Source organism: Pseudomonas sp. Irchel 3E13 (genome assembly GCF_900187455.1).
In the GTDB taxonomy this organism is placed as follows: domain Bacteria; phylum Pseudomonadota; class Gammaproteobacteria; order Pseudomonadales; family Pseudomonadaceae; genus Aquipseudomonas.
The window spans coordinates 280550-300489 of the sequence record NZ_FYDX01000001.1; the positions used below are offsets into that span (position 1 = coordinate 280550).

The 19940-nt window shown below is 66.7% G+C and carries 19 protein-coding genes; 2 read left to right on the forward strand and 17 right to left on the reverse strand.

The features are described from left to right. Positions 1 to 422 precede the first annotated feature (422 nt). Positions 423 to 1127, reverse strand: coding sequence for an alpha/beta fold hydrolase (locus tag CKW37_RS01220; protein WP_095153608.1), 705 nt, complete (start codon positions 1125 to 1127; stop codon positions 423 to 425). A 107-nt stretch (positions 1128 to 1234) separates the two neighbouring features. Between CKW37_RS01220 and CKW37_RS01225 the strand changes: the two genes are divergently transcribed. Then, the gene (locus tag CKW37_RS01225) at positions 1235 to 1939 is read left to right on the forward strand and encodes an SDR family oxidoreductase (protein WP_095153609.1); all 705 of its coding nucleotides are present in this window, start codon (positions 1235 to 1237) and stop codon (positions 1937 to 1939) included. Between the two features lie 33 nt (positions 1940 to 1972). Here CKW37_RS01225 and CKW37_RS01230 read toward each other — a convergent pair whose 3' ends face one another. The 16 genes from CKW37_RS01230 to CKW37_RS01305 all read right to left on the reverse strand — a co-directional run bounded on the left by CKW37_RS01230 (position 1973) and on the right by CKW37_RS01305 (position 18359). After that, positions 1973 to 3871, reverse strand: a complete 1899-nt coding sequence (locus tag CKW37_RS01230) for a M14 family metallopeptidase (RefSeq protein WP_095153610.1) — start codon at positions 3869 to 3871, stop codon at positions 1973 to 1975. A 76-nt stretch (positions 3872 to 3947) separates the two neighbouring features. After that, a complete protein-coding gene (gene ureG, locus CKW37_RS01235; protein ID WP_095153611.1) occupies positions 3948 to 4577 on the reverse strand; it encodes an urease accessory protein UreG in 630 nt (209 codons plus the stop codon). 10 nt (positions 4578 to 4587) lie between these two features. Beyond that, positions 4588 to 5262, reverse strand: a complete 675-nt coding sequence (locus CKW37_RS01240) for an urease accessory protein UreF (protein WP_095153612.1) — start codon at positions 5260 to 5262, stop codon at positions 4588 to 4590. Beyond that, positions 5262 to 5807: a HupE/UreJ family protein gene (locus CKW37_RS01245; RefSeq protein ID WP_095153613.1), complete on the reverse strand. Its 546-nt coding sequence runs from the start codon at positions 5805 to 5807 to the stop codon at positions 5262 to 5264. The genes CKW37_RS01240 and CKW37_RS01245 overlap by 1 nt, the downstream gene beginning before the upstream one ends. 19 nt (positions 5808 to 5826) lie before the next feature. Further along, positions 5827 to 6330 carry an urease accessory protein UreE gene (gene ureE / locus CKW37_RS01250; protein ID WP_095153614.1) on the reverse strand — a complete coding sequence of 168 codons (504 nt, stop codon included), beginning with the start codon at positions 6328 to 6330 and terminating at the stop codon, positions 5827 to 5829. Positions 6331 to 6345: 15 nt separating this feature from the next. Beyond that, the gene (gene ureC / locus CKW37_RS01255; protein ID WP_095153615.1) at positions 6346 to 8049 is read right to left on the reverse strand and encodes an urease subunit alpha; all 1704 of its coding nucleotides are present in this window, start codon (positions 8047 to 8049) and stop codon (positions 6346 to 6348) included. Beyond that, positions 8046 to 8363, reverse strand: a complete 318-nt coding sequence (locus CKW37_RS01260; RefSeq protein WP_095153616.1) for an urease subunit beta — start codon at positions 8361 to 8363, stop codon at positions 8046 to 8048. Before CKW37_RS01260 ends, ureC begins: the two co-directional genes overlap by 4 nt. 21 nt (positions 8364 to 8384) lie before the next feature. Continuing rightward, the gene (locus tag CKW37_RS01265; RefSeq protein WP_095153617.1) at positions 8385 to 8687 is read right to left on the reverse strand and encodes an urease subunit gamma; all 303 of its coding nucleotides are present in this window, start codon (positions 8685 to 8687) and stop codon (positions 8385 to 8387) included. A gap of 10 nt (positions 8688 to 8697) precedes the next feature. After that, positions 8698 to 9531, reverse strand: coding sequence for an urease accessory protein UreD (locus CKW37_RS01270; protein WP_095153618.1), 834 nt, complete (start codon positions 9529 to 9531; stop codon positions 8698 to 8700). 541 nt (positions 9532 to 10072) lie between these two features. Next, positions 10073 to 11884 (reverse strand): ABC transporter ATP-binding protein, encoded by a 1812-nt coding sequence (locus tag CKW37_RS01275; protein ID WP_095153619.1) that lies wholly within the window; start codon positions 11882 to 11884, stop codon positions 10073 to 10075. Continuing rightward, positions 11881 to 12699, reverse strand: a complete 819-nt coding sequence (locus CKW37_RS01280) for an ABC transporter permease (RefSeq protein WP_095153620.1) — start codon at positions 12697 to 12699, stop codon at positions 11881 to 11883. The genes CKW37_RS01275 and CKW37_RS01280 overlap by 4 nt, the downstream gene beginning before the upstream one ends. Before the next feature lie 12 nt (positions 12700 to 12711). Next, on the reverse strand, positions 12712 to 13770 hold the full coding sequence (locus CKW37_RS01285; protein WP_095153621.1) for an ABC transporter permease: 1059 nt from the start codon (positions 13768 to 13770) through the stop codon (positions 12712 to 12714). Further along, positions 13763 to 15334 carry an ABC transporter substrate-binding protein gene (locus CKW37_RS01290; RefSeq protein WP_095153622.1) on the reverse strand — a complete coding sequence of 524 codons (1572 nt, stop codon included), beginning with the start codon at positions 15332 to 15334 and terminating at the stop codon, positions 13763 to 13765. The genes CKW37_RS01285 and CKW37_RS01290 overlap by 8 nt, the downstream gene beginning before the upstream one ends. A gap of 10 nt (positions 15335 to 15344) precedes the next feature. Continuing rightward, positions 15345 to 16532 (reverse strand): LLM class flavin-dependent oxidoreductase, encoded by a 1188-nt coding sequence (locus CKW37_RS01295; RefSeq protein WP_095153623.1) that lies wholly within the window; start codon positions 16530 to 16532, stop codon positions 15345 to 15347. Positions 16533 to 16544: 12 nt separating this feature from the next. Further along, positions 16545 to 17279: a class II aldolase/adducin family protein gene (locus tag CKW37_RS01300; protein WP_095153624.1), complete on the reverse strand. Its 735-nt coding sequence runs from the start codon at positions 17277 to 17279 to the stop codon at positions 16545 to 16547. Positions 17280 to 17291: 12 nt separating this feature from the next. Then, positions 17292 to 18359 (reverse strand): ABC transporter substrate-binding protein, encoded by a 1068-nt coding sequence (locus CKW37_RS01305; RefSeq protein ID WP_095153625.1) that lies wholly within the window; start codon positions 18357 to 18359, stop codon positions 17292 to 17294. A 309-nt stretch (positions 18360 to 18668) separates the two neighbouring features. Between CKW37_RS01305 and CKW37_RS01310 the strand changes: the two genes are divergently transcribed. Continuing rightward, positions 18669 to 19886 (forward strand): acyl-CoA dehydrogenase family protein, encoded by a 1218-nt coding sequence (locus tag CKW37_RS01310; protein ID WP_095153626.1) that lies wholly within the window; start codon positions 18669 to 18671, stop codon positions 19884 to 19886. The last annotated feature ends 54 nt before the right edge of the window (positions 19887 to 19940 follow it).

The window sequence follows — 19940 nt, forward strand, 5'->3', positions numbered from 1 at the left end:
GCGGGAACCGGGTGTACTTGGGCATCCGTTGCCCTGTTTTTGCCCATACTTTCAGTAAGGGAATAGTAACATTCGCAAACGATTGATCTCAATATGACACTAATGTCTGTTTGCCGCTATTGGTCCCCCTGCCCTGAGCCGGATGCGGTTACCCTCAGCGCCTCGCAGATCCGCGCGAACAACCTTCGGAGCTGTATGCCGGCGACCGTCCAACAGCCCCCGCGCAAGAGGCAAAAGACCTTACTGATCATGGCTTTATCGATACACGAAAGCGCGCCGAACGGGCCATCGCAGGCGTCCCCGGAGTGAATGCCCCGCTGCTGGTCCGAGACGGATCGGACAGGCTGGCGGACGCCTTGAACGGTGGGATAAGCCCGACGATTCCGGAGGGACATAGAAAAGAGTTGCAACAATTACCCAACTCAGACGCCCATGCAGTCGATCAAACGCCGCAGAAACACGCCGCGCCACCGGGGATCATCCAGCATCCGCGCCAGCAACCCACTGTGCGGCGCATCCGGGACAACCAGCAGCGAGCGCCATTCGGCATTGACCGCCGCGTCGTGCAGCCGTTGCGGAATCTCCGGCGGCACTATTTCGTCCTGGCCGGCAGCGATCACCAGCAGGCGGCCGCGGAAACGCGAAAGCGTCATCCAGGCATCGCTGTCGGCCCAACTGCGTGGTTGGCGGATCAGTCGGGAAAATGCCGGGCCGAATGGCACGTCGTAGGCCTCAGGGCAATAAACACCGGGGACCACCAGCACCAGCGCCCGCAAATCAACGGTTTCGCTGAGACAGATCGCGTTGTAGGCGCCCATGCTCGAACCGATGATTGCCGTCGGTCTTCGGGTTGCTTCGATTACCGCTCGGGCCTGGGCAGTGCGGTCCTGCAGCGAGGTGCCGAATTTGTCACCCCCGGTCCGGCCGTGACCGATGCAATCGAATGCCGTGGAACCCACCCCGTGCTGCGCCAGTTCAGCGCGCACGCCATCGAATATTCCCGCCTGCGCCGCGCCGCCACCGTGAATCGCCAGCAGGTGCGCCGAACCGCTGCCGGAGCGGTGATCGACAAACAGCCGATCATGACCGTGAGCAACCTCGAGCGTGACGAGCGACTGTTCTGGCATGGCGATAGATTTTCTACTGGCTGGACGATGGAAAACTGACTCTCTGGCCGGTCGCGTGGCTGCTAGCCTTGGTCCAGCTTAAACCTCGAATCACAGGAGCATGATCAATGACGGTAGAAAAAGTGGCGATCATCACCGCCGGCGGCAGCGGCATGGGCGCAGCGGCGGCACGCCGGCTGGCGGCGGACGGCTTCAAGGTCGGCATCCTCTCCTCCTCCGGCAAGGGCGAGGCGCTGGCCGAGGAACTGGGCGGCATCGGCGTGACCGGCTCCAACCAGTCCAACGACGACCTCAAGCAACTGGTGGACCAGGTGCAGGCGCGCTGGGGTCGCATCGACGTGCTGGTCAACAGCGCCGGCCATGGCCCGCGGGCGCCGATCCTGGAAATCAGCGACGACGACTGGCACCGCGGCCTCGACACCTACCTGCTCAACGTGATCCGCCCGACCCGCCTGGTGACGCCGATCATGCAGCGCCAGCGCGACGGCGTGATCATCAATATCTCCAGCGCCTGGGCGTTCGAGCCGAGCGAGATGTTCCCCACCTCCGCCGTGTTCCGCGCCGGCCTGGCCGCGTTCAGCAAGATCTTTGCCGACACCTACGCCCGCGACAACCTGCGCATGAACAACGTCCTTCCCGGCTGGATCGACAGCCTCCCGGCCACCGAAGAACGCCGCGCCAGCGTGCCGTTGCAGCGCTACGGCAGCAGCGAGGAAATCGCCGCCACCGTGGCTTTCCTCGCCTCTCCGGGCGCGGCCTATATCACCGGGCAGAACCTGCGCGTTGACGGCGGGATTACCCGTTCGGTGTAAGCCATGCCGGTCCCGCGGCGGGACCGGCGCGCCTCAATACACCACGCCGACCGGGTACACGAAGGCGTTCACGTCATAGAACGGCGTGCGCTGATAGAACCAGCTCAAGCGCGCCCGCGGGTCGGCGGCGAACGCCGGATCGTCGTTGAGCTTGCGGTCAAACTCGACCTTGAGCGCCGGGCTTTCCTCCAGCATCTTCCGCGCCATGGGCTCCATCACGTACTCCTCGGGCTCTTCCGCCACCACCAGGGTCGAGTTGAAAAAGCCCCAGGCCCAGAACGAATCGGGACTTTCCGGGTACAGCAGGTTGATCGCCAGCACACCGAGCGGCTGGTCGACATTGATCACCACCGACCCCGCCGGGAAGGTCTGCAGTCGCTCGAACGGTTTGGCCACGCCGCTGACCAGCAGATGCCCCTCGTAGCCGGGAATCTCGTTGCTCTTGGCCCGGTCCGGCTCGAAGCCGCCCGCCACTTTCACCTCGTCCATGCGGTACAGGGTCACCGCCACGGCGGTGGGCTTGTCGAGGGTGCGCATGTCGATGCCATGGGCCTTGAGCCGGGCGATCACCTCGCGCCACTGCGCCGGCACGATGTACTGCTTCGGCCGTTTGGTGATCAGGTCCGGCTCGCTGTTACCGGTGACCGGCACTTCGAGGCTCTTCGGCTGGTTGCTCCAGACGATGGTCTTGGCCCCGGTGATCGGCGAGGTGTCGTAGCGATAGTCGCCCACGGTGAACGGCACGGTCTCGGCCTTGCCGGGCTTCCAGGTCAGGATCACGTTCTTCTGCGCAGCCAGGCGGGCGCGGTCCTTGGCGATGGCGGCGCGCAGCGAAGTCGACTGCTCGCCGATCACCTGGAACATGCGTTTGAGCATCACGTAGTTGCCCAGCACCTGGGTCTTGTACGGGTGCAAGGCGTGCTGTTCGATGAGGATCGACGGCACGTTGCGGATATCGCCGTACTGGTTGGAGAACCGCGCCAGATCGGTGCGGTACGGGTAATAGCCCTGGGTCGGATCCTGGTTGTCGTTGAAGCTGATGCACTCGTGGACCACATGGCCTTCATCCTGCAACGCACGGTACACCGGCGCTTTCATCACCTCGTCCATCCACGCGCTGCTGGCCGGGGACCAGCCGTTGCCGTTGTGGCAATACGAGCTGTCGTAGGGGTACATGGCGCCGTCGGTGGAATGGGTGTCAGCGAAGAAGCTCAATTCGTAGGTGTTGAACACCCAGGCGACGTTGCGGATCTCCGCGCTGTCGAGCTTGGTGAAGTCGCGGTTGAGGTTGTAGTTCAGGCCATTGACCCGCCAGCCGCTGACGTCCGGGCCGTTCTGGTTGATGCGGCCGTAGGGGCTGCGGCGCACGTCGCCGTCGATATTGACGGTGGGAATGAAGAGGATATTGACCCGGTCCAGCAGCCCGGCCAGCGCTTTGTCGCCGCTGGTCATGTCGCGCAGCAGCATGAACATGGCGTCCTTGCCGTTGGACTCGCCGGGGTGAATCTCGGCCTCGACGAAAATGGTCGGCTTGCCGGACTTCTTCAGCCCGGCGGGTGACTTGTCGGCGCTGGTGGAGGCGACCGCCAGCAGCATCGGGTAACCTTCGGCGCTCTTTTCCGGCAGGTCGCTGAGCACCACCCGGCCACCGGACGCGGCGGCCAGTTTTTTCAGCCAGGCGCGGGTTTGTTCGTAGGTGCTGGTCTGGTGGAAATCACTGGCTTCGGCCACCGTGATCAGCGGGTTGTCGGCCTTGGCGATGTACTGCGTGCTGGTGAGTTGCTGTTCGAACATCGCCGGCAGGATGCGTTGCTTCGCCGCTTGCAGGTAGCCGCTGTCGTCGATATAGGCCGGCGCGCCGGGCAAGGCGGCCTGGACCGGCAGACTGGCACCGAGCGACAGCGCGGCGAAAAGCAGGTGCGGGTGCTTCATCTTGAGTTCCTTCTCACACGGGGACTGGCAACCTTAGAACACATCGGGTGAAGGCCGCCAGATCTCCCTCAGCCCGTCACCCCACCTTCGCCGCCTCCAGCATCCCCCGGTCAACGATGAAGTCGATCAGCGTCTGCAAACCATGCCCGGTCTTCAGGTTGGTGAACGCCCACGGCCGTTCGGGGCGCATGCGCTGGGTGTCGCGTTCCATCACGTCCAGCGAAGCACCGACATACGGCGCGAGGTCGATCTTGTTGATCACCAGGAAATCCGACTTGGTGATGCCCGGCCCGCCCTTGCGCGGGATTTTCTCGCCTTCGGCGACGTCGATCACGTAGACCGTGAGGTCCGCCAGCTCCGGGCTGAAGGTGGCGCTGAGGTTGTCACCACCGCTCTCGACGAAGATCACGTCCAGGTTGCCGAAGGTGCGCGCCAGTTCTTCCACCGCCGCCAGGTTCATCGAGGCGTCTTCGCGGATCGCGGTGTGCGGGCAGCCGCCGGTTTCCACGCCGACGATGCGCTCCGGCGCCAGGGCGCCAGCCTCGGTGAGGATGCGCTGGTCTTCCTTGGTGTAGATGTCGTTGGTCACCACGGCGATTTCGTAGTGGTCGCGCATGGCCTTGCACAGCGCTTCGAGCAGCGCGGTCTTGCCGGACCCGACCGGGCCGCCGACGCCGACGCGCAGGGGTTGTTTGTAACTTTGCATAGGGGATTCCTCAGGATCGGAACAATCGGGTGTATTGGGTTTCGTGCCGGGACGAGGCAATCGCCAGCAGCGGCAGGCCGCCGCCGAGTTGCTCGTCAGGCAAGGCCAGGGCCCGTTCGAGGACCGCGGGCAGTTCTTCGGAAAGATCACGCAGCAGCGTCTGCGCCGCCTGCTGGCCGAACGGCACCAGCTTGACCCCGGCCATCACCGCGCCTTCCAGCCAGATAAAGCCATGCCCCAGCGCCAGGTCGCGCAGCGGGATCTGCCAGTGCACCGCGAGCCAGGCCATGCCGCCGAGTTGGCTGAGTTCCAGGCTGGCGCGCCAGGCCGGGTCCTGGCCCAGTTGCCAGCCATCCAGCAGGCGCATCAGGGCCATGCCGCGCTGGCGTTCTTCGGTGCGCAGCTCGGCGGTTTCGCGGTTGCTCAGCAGAAATCGGCTCCACTGCGCGAACGCGGCGACATCGCCGGCTTCGCACGCGTGGTACAGCCGCGCCAGCAAGGGCCAGTCGAGGTAGCCGAGGGTGTCGTGCAACTGCTGGCGCTGCCAATCGGCAAAGCCCGCGGCGCCGCGCACCCAGCCGGCCTCCACCGCCCATTCCAGCCCCTGCGAGTAGGTGAAACCACCCACCGGCAGGTTCGGGCTGGCCAGTTGCAGCAGGCGCAGCAGTTTCAGGTCGGTGCTCATCAGCCCGCCAGCATCACGGCCGCACCGGCCAACAGGCCGCCGCCGAAGGCTTGTTGCAGACGGGTGTGGCGGCGCAGCAGGCAACCCACGCCAAAGCCGGCCAGCAGCAGCAGGCCGCTGACGGTGACGAAGCCGGCGCTGAACACCCAGAACGCACCCGGGCTGGATTCAACGCCGTGCGCCCAGCCGTGGAACAGCGCGAACACCGGCATCACCAGCGACAGCAGCACCTGGCGGCGCGGCAGCAGCAACGCGGCGCCCGCCACCAGCAGCGAGCCGAGGATCATTGCTTCCATGCCGATCACGCCGCCGAACAGGTGGCCGAGCACCGCGCCGCTGAACATGGCGCACAAGGTCAGCAGCGGCAGGGTCAGGCGGCTGCGGGTCAGCGCGGCGAGCACGCCGGTGCCGATCAGCATCAGCAAGTGATCGAGGCCGGTCAGCGGGTGCAGCAGGCCATCCTGCAGCGGGTTGGCGTCGTGACCGGGGTGGGCCAGGGCCGGTACGGCGACCAGCAGCAAAGCCAGGGCGAGAGACTTCTTCATGGGGTGCTCCTTGTTGGAATCAGTGGGCCTGGGCAGGCAGGCGAATAAAGGGATGGTCCTGAACCTGACCATGACTGTGGGCATGGCTGTGCGGCGCGCTCTGGTAGGCGCCGGCCTCGGGCTCGAACGGCGCCTGCTCCAGCGTCACTTCCAGGCCGAAACCGCGAACCATGTCGTCCAGCACATAGTCATGCTGGTAGCGCACGAAACCGGCCTCGATCTGCAGCGGCACATGGCGGTTGCCCAGGTGATAGGCGGCGCGGGCCAGCAGCAGCGCGTCGTCGCAGCGCACGGTCGAGACGGCCTCGGCGGCGGCGATGATCCGCACCACCTCCCTGCCCTCGCCGTCCGCCAGCAACTCGCCGCCGCGAATCAACTGACCGCGCTCCAGCAGCAGGCCGGCATCGCGGCCGTCATCGAGGGTGATGCGCACCCGGCTCTTGATCCGCGTGTCCAGGTTCAGGGTTGCCGTGGTGGTCGCCGCGGCATCGGCTTCGGTCACCCGGCGGGTCAACAGAATCATGGTTTCTCCTTGGGCTTAAAACAGGAAGTAACGCTGGGCCATGGGCAATATCGTGGCCGGCTCGCACACCAGCAACTCGCCATCGGCACGCACTTCATAGGTCTGCGAATCCACCTCGATGTTGGGCATCAGGCCGTTATGCAGCATGTCGCCCTTGCGTACCGTGCGGCAGCCGTGGGCCAGGCCGATCAGGCTGCGCAGGCCCAGTTGTTCGTGGATGCCGCCATCGAGGGCGGCCTTCGACAGGAAGGTCATCCGCGTGGCATGCCGCGCAGCGCCGAGCGCGCCGAACATCGGCCGGTAATGCACCGGCTGCGGCGTCGGGATCGAGCCGTTGATGTCGCCCATCGGCGCCGTGGCGATCATCCCGCCCTTGATCACCAGCGCCGGCTTGACGCCGAAGAAGGCCGGCGACCAGAGCACCAGGTCGGCCAGCTTGCCGGCTTCCAGCGAGCCGACTTCATGGGCGATGCCGTGGGTCAGCGCCGGGTTGATGGTGTACTTGGCGATATAGCGCTTGACCCGGGTGTTGTCGCTGTAAGACGAATCCCCGGCCAGCGGCCCGCGGCGCAGTTTCATCTGGTGCGCCACCTGCCAGGTGCGCAACACCACTTCGCCGACCCGGCCCATGGCCTGGGAGTCCGAGGAGGTCATGGAGAAGGCGCCGAGGTCATGCAGGATGTCTTCGGCGGCGATGGTCTCGCGACGGATCCGCGATTCGGCGAACGCCACGTCCTCGGCGATGCTGGTGTCCAGGTGGTGACAGACCATCAGCATGTCGAGGTGCTCGTCCACCGTGTTGACGGTGTACGGCAGGGTCGGGTTGGTGGACGACGGCAGCACGTTGGCGAAACCCGCCGCGCGAATGATGTCCGGCGCGTGACCACCGCCGGCACCCTCGGTGTGGAAGGTGTGGATGGTGCGGTCGCCGATGGCGGCCAGGGTGTCCTCGATGCAGCCGGACTCGTTGAGGGTGTCAGTGTGGATCGCCACCTGCACGTCCATTTCCTCGGCCACGCCCAGGCAGCAGTCGATGGCCGCGGGCGTCGAGCCCCAGTCTTCGTGCAGTTTCAACCCCACCGCGCCGGCGGCGATCTGCTCGCGCAGGGCCTCCGGCCGCGACGCGTTGCCCTTGCCGAGCAGGCCGATATTGATCGGCAGTTCGTCCGCCGCCTGGAGCATCCGCGCCAGATACCAGGGACCGGGCGTGCAGGTGGTGGCGTTGGTGCCGGTGGCCGGGCCGGTGCCGCCGCCAATGAAAGTGGTGATGCCGGAGGTCAGCGCTTCTTCCACCTGCTGCGGGCAGATGAAGTGAATGTGCGAATCGATGCCGCCCGCGGTGACGATCTTGCCCTCGGCAGCGATCACTTCGGTGCCCGGCCCCACCGGCAGGGTCACGCCGGGTTGCACATCGGGGTTGCCGGCCTTGCCGATGCCGACGATGCGGCCGTTCTTCACGCCGATATCGGCCTTGACGATGCCCCAGTGGTCGATGATCAGCGCGTTGGTCAGCACCAGGTCCATGGCCTCGGCGGCGAGCATCTGGCCCTGGCCCATGCCGTCGCGGATCACCTTGCCGCCGCCGAACTTGACCTCTTCGCCGTAAATCGTGAAGTCCTTCTCGACCTCCACCCACAACTCGGTATCGGCCAGGCGCACGCGGTCGCCCACGGTGGGGCCGAACATGTCGGCGTAGGCCCGACGGGAAATCCGGCTCATACCCGCGCCTCCAGCTTGCCCATGACCTTGCCCTGGAAGCCGTAGACTTCGCGCTTGCCGGCGTAAGGCACCAGCGTGACGCTGCGCGACTGCCCCGGTTCGAAGCGCACGGCGGTGCCGGCGGGAATGTCCAGGCGATAGCCGCGGGTGACCTCGCGCTCGAACACCAGGGTGTCGTTGACTTCAAAGAAGTGATAGTGCGAGCCGACCTGCACCGGGCGATCGCCGTGGTTGGCCACGCTGACGCTGATCGTCTCGCGTCCGGCGTTGAGCTCGATGTCGCCAGCGGCGACCTGTATTTCTCCGGGAATCATCCTGCTCTCCTGTTGCGCCGCTCAGACGATCGGGTCATGGACGGTGACCAGCTTGGTCCCGTCGGGAAAGGTGGCTTCCACCTGGACGTCGTGGATCATCTCGGGCACGCCCTCCATCACCTGCTCGCGGGTCAGCACCTCGCGGCCCAGGTTCATCAGTTCGGCGACGGTGCGCCCGTCGCGGGCGCCCTCCATCACCGTCGCGCTGATCAGCGCCACCGCTTCCGGGTAATTGAGTTTCAGGCCACGGTCACGGCGGCGCTCGGCGAGCAGCGCGGCGGTGAACAGCAGCAGTTTGTCTTTCTCTCTCGGGGTCAACTCCATGGTCGCTCTCTCAGGTGGCCCAGATACGCGGCGGGCACGGCGCCAGGCCGGTGACGGCCGGGCGCAGCGCGTGCCAGAGCCGCGCCAGTGTGGATTGAAGACGCTGGTTGTCGTGGTCCAGCAGGCGGACCACCAACAGTTTTCCCAGCAGGGTCGCCCCGGCCGGGACGGTGAGTTCATCGAGCAGCGCCCGCGCCTGTTCCAGCAACTCGGCAGTGGCGGGCGCGGCGCAAAAGGTGGCTTGCAGCGGATAACCGGCGAGCTTGTGCAATTGCCCGCCGTCGATGCGCAGGCGTTCGTGCAGGCCGGGATCGTCCGGCATGTCGATCAACAGGCGGCTGTCCAGCGTGCCGTGATTGAAACGTTCGCCCATCACCGGACGGCCCAGGCACAGGGTTTCCCAGGCCAGCAGACGCGCACCGGGCGCCAGGGTGAAGCGGCTTTCCAGGCTGAGCCGGGCGCCGTCGAAGCAGATATTGCCTTGAGGCAGCCACTCCAGGGTGCTGCCTTCGGCGAGGTGGAAATGCTGCTTGAGCACCGAAACGGGGCCGGCGCTGCGATAAAACTTGGTGGCACCGGGCATGGTCAACAGCGCGTGGCTGCCGGATTCCAGGTGCACGTCGAGGGTCAGACGGTCGCCGCCCACCACGCCGCCGGGCGGGTGCAGCACATAAACGTGGCACGGTGCGCCCTCGGGGTAGAAGGGTCTTTGCACCAAAAGAGGTCCGAAATGACGCCGCGCACCAATACAGGTCTTACCGCCTCGTTCAACGAAGCGCAGCATCAGCTCGGCGCTCCAGCCTGCGGTGGAATTCGCGGGCGGAAGCTGTTCGGGTAGGGACATTCCAGCGGTTCCGACAAACACCGCGTTTATTGGGGCTGGCATGCAGTCCCAGGCAGACGCGGCGGTTAAAGAACGTCTGCACGGGCGCGGGTTGCGGGCCGTCGCGCAGACCTGATCGATCGATCAGTAATCGATGGAAGGTGTAAGTGCACATTGCGGGCCAGAATGGCGCATGTAGGGGAATTCGTGCGTTGGTGGTGCACTGGTCCTGGACTTGAGGCGCTAGTCAGGGGAACGGGGAATCGCGGACAGGTGCTAGTCGACAGGCTTTCAGCGTTCTCCAGATCGAGCGCCGCCCGCGCGGCGCATCGCGAGCAAGCTCGCTCCTACATTGGTTGTAACGTGCCTATGTCTGCCAGGCCATGGTTGACTGCCTTGTTTGTACGACAGCCTCCCAGCGATTCATCGCCAAACGCCAAAGGCGGGCAACACCCTTCTGACAGGCCATGGCACGTTGCAACGAATGTAGGAGCGAGCTTGCTCGCGATTCGCCGCCCGCGCGGCGCTCTATCTAGAGAACGCTAAAGATCTGTCGGCACACCTACCGCAAAAACATCGCCTGCTCCACCAACCCTTTCACATACCCCGTCTGCGGGCGGTCCAGCACGTCCCCACTGGCGCCGGCCTCGATGATCCGGCCTTCCTTGACCACCACGATGCGGTCGGCAATCGCCCGCACCACGCCGAGGTCGTGGGTGACGAACACCAGGGTCATGCCTTCCGCCTGCAATTCGCGCAGCAGCGCAAGGATCGCGGCCTGCACTGAAACGTCGAGGGCCGAGGTGACTTCGTCGCAGATCAGCACTTCAGGCTCGCAGACCAGCGCCCGCGCAATCGCGACGCGCTGGCGCTCGCCGCCAGACAGGTGATGCGGGTATTTGTTCGCGGTTTCCAGCGGCAGCGCCACCCGCGTCAGCGCGGCATCGATGCGGGCCCGGCAGGCGGCGCCCTTGAGGCCGAAGAAATGTTCCAGCGGCGCTTGCAGGCATTGGGCGACGGTCTGGCGCGGGTTCAATGCGCGGTACGGGTTCTGGAAGATGTACTGGATCCGGTGCCGCGTCGCCGAGGGACGCTGGCGCGCCAGCAGGCTCAGCGGCTGGCCGTCGAAACTCAAGTGGCCGGTGGCGTTGTCGCCGAGGCCGGCCAGGGTCCGCGCCAGGCTGGTCTTGCCCGAGCCGGACTCACCCACCACCGCCAGGCATTCGCCGCGGTACACCTGCAGGTCCAGGTCGAACAGCACCTGGCGGTCATAGGTCAGGTTCAATTCGCGCAGTTCCAGCAACGGCGTGCGTCCTTCGACAAACAGCCGCGGCGCGGCGCTTTCCGCCTCGGGCAGCGCGGTCAGTTGCGGGTGCAGGCACGCTACCTGTTGGGTGCCGTCCAGCGCTTGCAACGCCGGTTCGGCCCGCTCGCAGGCGGCACTGCGCCGCTCGCAGCGCGCCGCGAAGGCGCAACCACCCGGACGCTGCCCCGGCGCCGGCGCGTGCCCGGCGATGGCGCGCAGCACACGCTGGCGTCCGACTTCGGGAATCGCCGCGAGCAAGCCGAGGGTGTACGGATGGCCGGGCCGCTCGAACAGCCGTTCGCGGCTGGCGACTTCGACGATGCGCCCGGCGTACATGACCATCACCCGGTCCACCAGGTCCTTGATGACGCCGAGGTCGTGGGACACGTACACCGCCGCCACGCCCTGCTCTTTGCACAACCGCCGCACGGTTTGCAGGATGTGCGCGCGGGTGCCGACGTCCAGCGCGGTGGTCGGCTCGTCGAGCACGATCAGTTTCGGCCGGAGAATGAACGCCAGCGCCAGCATCACCCGCTGCTGCTGGCCGCCCGACAGTTGGTGGGCGAAACGCCGGAGAAATTCGCGGTCGCCCGGCAGGCCGACATCCACCAGCGTCTGTTGCAGGCGTTGTTCCCAGGCCTCGCGGCCCAGCGTGGGTTCGTGGGCGCGCAGGGTTTCCAGCAGCAGGTTGCCGATGCGGATCGCCGGGTTCAGGGCCAGCGCCGGGTCCTGGGCGACATAACCGATCAGCCCGCCACGGGCACGGCGCAAGCCTTCGCCGTCGAGGGCGAGGAAGTCGGTGCCGGCGACCCGCACCCGCCCGCCGCTGATCCGCGCGCCACGGCGGGCGTGGGCGAGCAAGGCGGTGGCGAGGGTGGTCTTGCCGGAACCCGACTCGCCCACCAGACCGAGGATTTCCCCAGGTTCAAGGCTGAAGTCGATGTGGTCGATCACATCGCTGCCGTTGTCGAGGTCGACCCGCAGGCCCTCGACCTGCAAGGCCGCCACACGGGCCTCATCGGCGCTGGCGCCGGTCTGCACCGGTTCGGACAGGACGAATGCATTCATGAGCGCGCTCCCGCGCTGTACCGGGCAATGCCTTCGGCCAGCAAGTTGGTGCCATAGGCGAACACCGCGATCAGCAGCGCCGGGGCCAATACGGCCCAGGGCTGGACCAGCAGGCCCGCCTGGTTTTCATTGATCATCAGGCCCCAGTCCGCCGCCGGCGGGGCGACGCCGTAGCCGAGGAAGCTCAGGCCCGAGAGCATGCCGATGCCCCAGGTGAGCATGTTGCCGAAGTGCACCAGCAGCGGCGTCAGGACATTCGGCAGAATCTCGCGCAAGAGGATGCGGGTGCGGGAAAAACCCATCATCTGCGCCGCCTCGACGAACTCCTGGCTGGCCACCGACACCGCGCTGCCGCGGGCCAGGCGGATCACGCCGGGGATAAAGGCAATGGCTACGGTGAGGACGATCAGCCACGGCGCGCGGCCGAGCATGGAGACGATCAGCAGCACCAGGATCAGGTCGGGAAAAGCCAGCCAGACATCCGCCAGCCAGGTGATGATCTGGTCCAGGCGCTGCCGCGACAGGCCGGCGAGCATGCCCAGCACGCTGCCCACCACCAGCGCCAGGCTGGCGGCGGCCAGCGACATCCAGAGAATCGACAGGCCGCCGGCGAGCAGCCGCGACAGCACGTCGTGGCCAAGGAAATCGTGGCCCAGCGGCGCCGCGGCGGTGGGCGCGCCGTACACGCCGCCGAGCATATCGGTCGGCGCATGGGGCGCCAGCCACGGGCCGAACAGCGCCAGCAGCACCACCGCCAGGGTCACCAGGGCGCCGCGGCGAATGCTCGGCTCACGCCAGAATCGTGCAGTGAACATGCTCTACTCCTTTCAAGGGGCTTTCGCCGCCGGACGCCGCCACCAGCTCTGGATGCCACGGCGGTTGCGGGCGATCAGTCCGGGGCGGCGCGCGGTACGCAGTTTCGGGGTCAGCAAGACGGTCAGCAGGTCGGCCAGCAGGTTGATCAGCACCACGCCGAGGGTGACGACCAGCACCACGCCCTGGATCAGCGGCAGGTCGCGCATCTGGATCGCGCTGTTGAGCAAGGTGCCGATGCCGGGGTAGCTGAACACCACTTCCGCCAGCAGCGCGCCGCCGATCAGTACGCGCAGGGTCAGGGCCACGCCCTGGATCGCCGGCACCAGTGCGTTGGGCAAGGTGTGGCGCCAGACGATGCGCCGTTCCGGCACACCGCGCAGGCGGGCGGCGCCGACGAAGTCGGACTCCAGCGTCTCGATCATCGAGGCGCGCACCAGCCGCGCCAGGTACGGCAGCGCCGTCAGGCTGAGGGCGATCACCGGCAGCGCGAGGTAATGCAGTTGCCGCCACAACGGCCGGTCCGGGTCGATCAGCGACACCGCCGGCAGCAGGTCGAAGTGCGGCATCGAGAACAGCAGCACCAGACCGATGGCCAGCAGGTAACCGGGCGTGGCCTTGAGCACGATCAATGCCGCCAGGCCCCAGCGGTCCAGGCGGCTGTCGCGGCGCAGGGCCAGGCCGACGCCGATCACCAGCGCCAGCGGCAGCACCAGCAGCAACACCCCCAGCAGCAGCGCCAGGGTATTGCCGAAGCGGTCGAAGAGAATGGTCGCCACCGGCTGCGCCGAGTCCAGCGACACACCGAGGTCGCCGCGCAGCAACTGGGCCAGCCAGCTCAGGTATTGCAGCAGGATCGGCCGGTCGAGGCCCAGTTGCTGGCGCAGGGTGAGGATGCTTTCCAGCGGCGCGTCGGGGCCGAGGATGACCCGCGCCGGGTCCGACGGCAGCGCCTGGGTGGCGAGGAACACCACCAGGCTGATGACCCAGGCGGTGAGCAGGCCATAACCGAGGCGGCCAACGAACCACGGCAGCCAGGCAGGCAAACGGGAAATTTTCAGGCGATCAGGCATGGTTCAACCACAGGCTGTCAAAGCGCCAGGAGGCAAAGGTGGTCTGTTCGCCGTGCAGGCCGCCGACCTTGTTCGAGGCGGCATCGAGCACGTCACTGAAGCCCCAGATCAGCAGGCCGCCGCGCTGGTGCTGGATGGTCTGCGCTTCGTGCACCAGCTCGCGGCGCTTGGCCAGGTCGGGCTGGCCGAGGGCCTGGGTGAACAATTGCGAGAAGCGCTCGTCGCGGAAGTTGCTGCGGTTGTAGATCGCCAGCGGCGCGTCGTTGTGCAGGCCGGTGGCGAGGAAGCCGCGCGCCGGGGTGGAGCCCGGCGACATCAGCCACTGCTCTTTCTGCGGACCGTTGAACACCGAGCCGTCCACCGGCGTGACCTTGATTTCCACCCCGGCCTTCTTCGCTTGTTGGGCGAACACCAGCGCGGCATTGACCTCGTTGGCGGTGGTGGTCAGTTCCAGGCGCAGGTCGCTGACGCCGGCCTGGCGCAGCAGCGAACGGGCCTGTTCCAGGTCATAGGGGCGCTGGGCGATGGCGTGGTTGTAGGTCGGGTCGTTGGGCGAATACAGGTCGTTGGCGACCCGGCCGAAACCGTTGAGGCCACGGTCTACCAGCTCTTGGCGGTCGGCCAGCAAGCGGAAGGCCTGGCGCACGCGCTCGTCCTGGAACGGTGCCTTGGCGGTGTTGAGGTTGAAACCGGTGAACGAGGTGGTCGGCGAGACCACCAGTTGCAGGCGCGGGTCGGCCTTGAGCAAGGCGCTGTGCTCGGCCTGCACGCCACTGGCGACGTCGATCTGCCCGGCACGCAGGGCCGCGACCCGCGACACCTGGTCCTTGAATTCGATGATTTCCAGCTCGTCAGCGTAAGGCTGGTTGGGCTTGAAGTAGTTTTCGAAACGGGTGAACAGCGCGCGCTGGCCCGGCACGAAGCGCTTCAGGCGATACGGCCCGGCGCCCACCGGGTTGTTCGGGTCGTAGTCGGTCGGCACGATGCCGCCGAAGGCGATCAGGGTTTCGTCCAGCGGGAAGAAGCTGCGGCCTTCCTTGAAGCGGATTTCGATGGTGCGCTCGTCCAGCTTGCGCAGGGCCTGGCGGTCGATGGCGCCGACCAGCCCGGCGTACGGCGAGGCCAGCTTCGGGTCGGTCAGGCGCAGGATCGAGAACAGCATGTCATCGGCGGTGATGGTCTTGCCGTGATGGAATTCCAGGCCCGGACGGATGCGGATGGTCCAGGCCGTGGCGTCGGCGTTGGGCTCGGCGAACTCGGCCAGGCCCAGGCGGGTGCTGACGTCGTCGTTCCATTCCCAGAATTTGCTGTACAGCGCCCAGCCGCGAATGATCCCGCCGCCGGACGGCTTGTGCGCGTCGAGGTTGCCGGCCTGGTCGCCGTCGATGATGCCGACGCGCAGCCGTCCGCCACGCACCGGGGTGCTGGCGATGGCCTTGGCGCCGGCCACGGCGGCGGGTTCACCGCCTCCGCAGCCGGTCAGCAGGCTGGAGCCGAGGAGCAGGCCGCCACCGATGGTCAGGCTGTTGCCGAGGAAGATCCGGCGGGAAAATTCGTTGGGCATGGGTCATTCCTCAGGCCGGTTGGGCGGCCGTTTCAGCGATGGTGCGGGCGTTGAGGCGCGGGACCTCGAAGCCGTGGTCCAGGTCAAGCAAGGGGAACAGCAGGTCGGCGACCCGGTGCGCCTCATCGATCAGCGGGAAGCCGGAAAGAATGAAGGCGCTGGTGCCTTGGGCTTCGTATTCGCGAATCCGTTCGGCGACCTGCTCGGCGCTGCCCACCAGGTAAGTGCCGGCAGCCGGTCCCAGCAGGTTGAAGCCGAACAGGCTCGGCCCGGTCCAGACGTTGGGGTAGATCTCCAGGTCGCGGGCCTTGGGCAGGCGGCCTTCGCGGATCGCTTGCAGGTTGGCTTCGATGCGCGGGTCGTCGCTGTGGAAACTGTCCAGGGTCTGGCCCGCCGGCAGTTGCCGTTCGAGGGCGGCGCGGGTGGTTGCCAGCGAGGTGTTGTCCAACAGTTTCTGGGCGTGGGCCCAGGCTTCTTCCTCGGTCTCGCGGACGATGATCTGGAAGCGCGTGCCGTAGGTCAGCTCGCGACCGAGCTTGGCCGCTTCGGCACCGACGCGGCGGAACTTGTCGCCCAGCTTCGGCGGGGTGTCGGCGAAGCTCAGGTAGACGTCAAGCAGTTGCACCGAATGGGCCACGCCCGGGCCGGAGGTGCCGGCGCCCCACAGCGGCACCGACAGGCGCTTCGGCGGATGCCAGCCACCCAGCGGATGCCGCGCCGCCGCGGCCGGACGCGGCGCCAGCTTGACGTACTGACCGTCGAAACCCTCGGTGCCGCCGGCGTAGATGTTCTGGAAGGCGCGCCAGTATTCCAGGCTGAACTGGTAGCGCTCGTCGTGCGGATAATGCACGCCGAGGGTCGCCAGGCCAGCGTCGCTGCCGTTGACCACGTTGAACAGCAGGCGACCGCCGGAGAACGCGTCGAAGGTCAGCGCCCACTTGGCCAGCACCGCCGGCGAGACTTCGCCGGGATGCTGCGCAACCAGGAAGCGCAGGCGCTCGGTGGCGTCGATCAGCGAGGCGGCCACGGTCAGGCTTTCATTGGGGCTGGAGCCCAGCAGCGAGCCGTAGTAACCCAGGCGGTCAGCGGCCACCGCCAGTTGCTTGAGGTGGGAGAAATCAGTCACCCAGCGGCCCTTTTCTTCCCACGGATACGGGCCATCGGGGCTGGTGAGGTACCAGAGAATCTTTACTGCCATGATCGGATGTCCTTATGCGCGCGGGCTGTCGTTCGGTGGAACCAGGCCGAGTTCACGGGCCTGGCCGAGCAGCTTGCTCATGGTCCATTGCTGGGTCAGCACGCCCGGGCCGTAGGCGCGGGAACCGCCGAGGGCTTCGGCGAGCAGTTGCAGTTGCGCGCCCTCCTCCAGCAGCAGGATGAATTCGGCGGTGGCCTGCAGGCCCTCGGTGCCCCACACGGTGGAGCCGCCGTTGGCTTCGAGGATGGCGGTGGTGAACGGGTTTTCGGCGAGGCTGTCGAGGATGAAATCCACTTCGTCCTGACGGCGGTCGATGTACACCGGCAGTTCGCGGGCCAACTGGAAGCGCTGCACCGGCACATAGCTGATCGGCAGCGAACGCTGGGTTTGCGCCCAGGCGCCGAGGTACGGGCTGTGCACGTGGGACACGGTGGTGATCTTCGGTTGTTCGATAAACAGGCGGGTGTAGCGGTTGAGGCCGCCCTTGCCCTGGCCGAACACCAGGTTGCCGGCGAAGTCGGTGACGCTGGCTTTCAGCGGCTGGTCCTTTTTCCACGGGCCCGGGTAGTTCACCGACACCAGCAGGTCGCGGCCCGGCACGCGTTCGATAAAGCCGACGGTGCCGTTGGCGGTGATGGTGTTGGTTTCGCGGTAGACGCGGAAGGCCTCGCCGGCCAGGTGCGTGACCTGGTCGACGAAGGCTTTCAGTTCGGCATCGATCAGGTGTTCAGTGGTCAATACGGTCATGGTCTTGCTCCTTCAGACGCGCTTCGTGCGCTCGGCCAACAGTTCATGGGCAGCTTGCAGTGGACGCGGGTCGACCCAATCGGCCAGGGCAAAGTCGGCTTCGAGGAAGCCGTGCAGGTTGAGAAAGGTTTTTTGCACATCGAGGAAGGCCAGGCGCTGCTCGGACAGGTCCGGTTCCAGGGTGGTGTGGAAGTCGCCGCGGTAGGCTTCGTCGACGCCCTCGGCGCCGGCGCGGGTTTCGTCCTGGAGAATGCGCAGCAGGCCTTCGCGGTTGTCCTTGGCCCATTCGGCGGCGCGCAGGGTCTGGGCGAGGAAACGCACCACCAGGTCGAAGTGGTCGTCCAGCAGGCTCTGGTGCACGGTGATCGGCCGTGGCGTGCCGTTGTTGATGCGGAAGCGCGGCTCCAGTTGGTCGAGGTCGATGCCCACTTCCAGGCCCAGGCGGCGGGCGGCGTCGGCGGCGGAAGCGCCCTTGACGTAGACCGCGTCCACTTCGCCGCGCACCAGATAATCCAGGCCCGACCACAGGCGTTGCAGGCCCTGTTCCGGGGTCGGCGCCGCGGCCTGGTCGGCCAGTGCCACTTCCACCAGGCTGACGTCGTCGAAGCTGAGGCCGGCCGAGCTCAATGCGCCCTTGTAACCGTGCAAGCTCATGGCCCGGGCGATGCTGCCGGGACGGTTCTCACCCCAGGCCGGCAGGGCCAGGCGCCTGCCCTTGAGGTCGGCGGCGCTGCGGATGCCGGAGCCGGGACGGACCAGGATGGTCTGCCATTCCTCGATCCAGGTCAGGCCGATCAGGCGGCTCGGCGAGCCGGCGGCGCGGGCGGCCAGGGCCGGGACGTTGCCGCCCTCGCGAAACAGGCCGGGCAATTGATGATCGTAGTGGTGATGGCCCAACTGGCGGGCTTCCTGCAGGGTCAGCACCGGCAGGCCTTCGGCGGCGAATTCCTCGCCGAGCCAGCCCAGGGTGTAGGCGATGCCCGAGGCGGTCGGCACCGGGCAGCGGGTGAACCAGAGTTGCTCCAGGGACGTTGCGGCGGGCAACGGCTGAGTGGAGGCAAGAGCGGCGGCAAGTGACATGAACAGACTCCATCAAGCGGATCGAATGGGCCGGGTGGCCTTTGCCAGTGTCATTGCAGCGCCCGTGCCAACTCATCAAACCGTTGATTTCATTGGCGTTTACTCATGACACCCAGGACCGACTGCTGATCTGGCAACACCCGCGCAACGGACCTGCTGCTGCCTGAGCAACAACCACCCGCCGACTGCTGCTGGAGCAGCAGCCGCTCCCGCCACTTTCACTGCAAGCCACGCCGCACAAGGGCTGCGGGCTGATGGCACAGAACCTGCTCCAGTCCACGCACCTGTTCATTCAAGGAAGCGTTAATCGTGACTACCCTGCCCCGCCGCCTGGAAAGCGAAGCCCAGGCCATTACCGTCGCCCATGAGATCGCCGAGCACATCGCCGCGATCGCCGCCGACCCGCAACACAACCGCACCCTGCCGCGCCGCCAGGCCGAACTGCTGTCCGAAAGCGGCCTGACCGCCATCGGCGTGCCGCGTGCCGACGGCGGCCTCGGCGCCTCGGTGGAAACCATCGTCGAGACCGTGCGGATCATTTCCCGCGCCGACGGCGGCGTCGGCCAGTTGCTGCAAATCCACAACGTCATGCTGCGTGGCGTGCTCAGCGGCTACCCGGACGAAGTACGCCAGCGCCTGATCAGCGACGTGCTCGCCGGCAAGCGCCTGGGCAATGCCCTGGCCGAGGTTGGCGGCAAGAACAAGTTCGCCCTGAAGACCCGCGTCGAACGCCGCGAGGACGGTGTGCTGGTGCTCAACGGCAGCAAGTTCTACTCCACCGGTTCGTACCTGGCCGAGTGGATTTCGCTGACCGCCGCCAGTGACGACGGTGGTGCCGGCGTGCTGCTGCACCGCGACACCCCCGGCCTGACCCTGGTCGACGATTGGGACGCCTTTGGCCAGCACAACTCGGTGAGCGGCACCGTGCGCTTCGACAATATCGAGCTGGACGAGCGCTACGTGCTGCGCCGCCAGGGCCCGATGAAACGCACCGGCCTGACCTTCCCGCAGATCCTCCACGCCGCCATCGACACCGGCATCGCCGCCGGCGCGTTGCAGGCCGGCATCGACTACCTCAACCAGCACGCCCGGCCGTGGGTCGAGAGCGAGGTCGAACGGGCCAGCGACGAGCCGCACATCATTCGCCAGATCGGCGAATACGCGGTCGCCCTGCGCGCCGCCGAATCGCTGCTGCGCGACGCCGCGCGGGTGTTCGACGCCCATGAGCGCGACCCGGAAAACAAGGAGCTGCAGGACGAACTCATCCTCAGCGTGGCCACCGCCCGCGCCCACTCCGACGGTGCCTCGCTGAAGATTTCCAGCGACATCTTCTCGCTGCTCGGCGCCAGCGCGTCCCTGAGCAAATGGAACCTCGACCGCTTCTGGCGCAACGCCCGGGTCCACACCACCCATGACCCGATCCGCTGGCGCCTGCACCACGTCGGCAACTACTACCTCAACGGCGTCGATCCCGGCGAGTACACCGCGATCCTCACCGCCAAGCAGAAGGCCGGTGCCAGCCGCTGAACCCATTGCGCGGGCAACCGGTGACGGCACCCGCGCGCTTCTTCATCCTGTTTC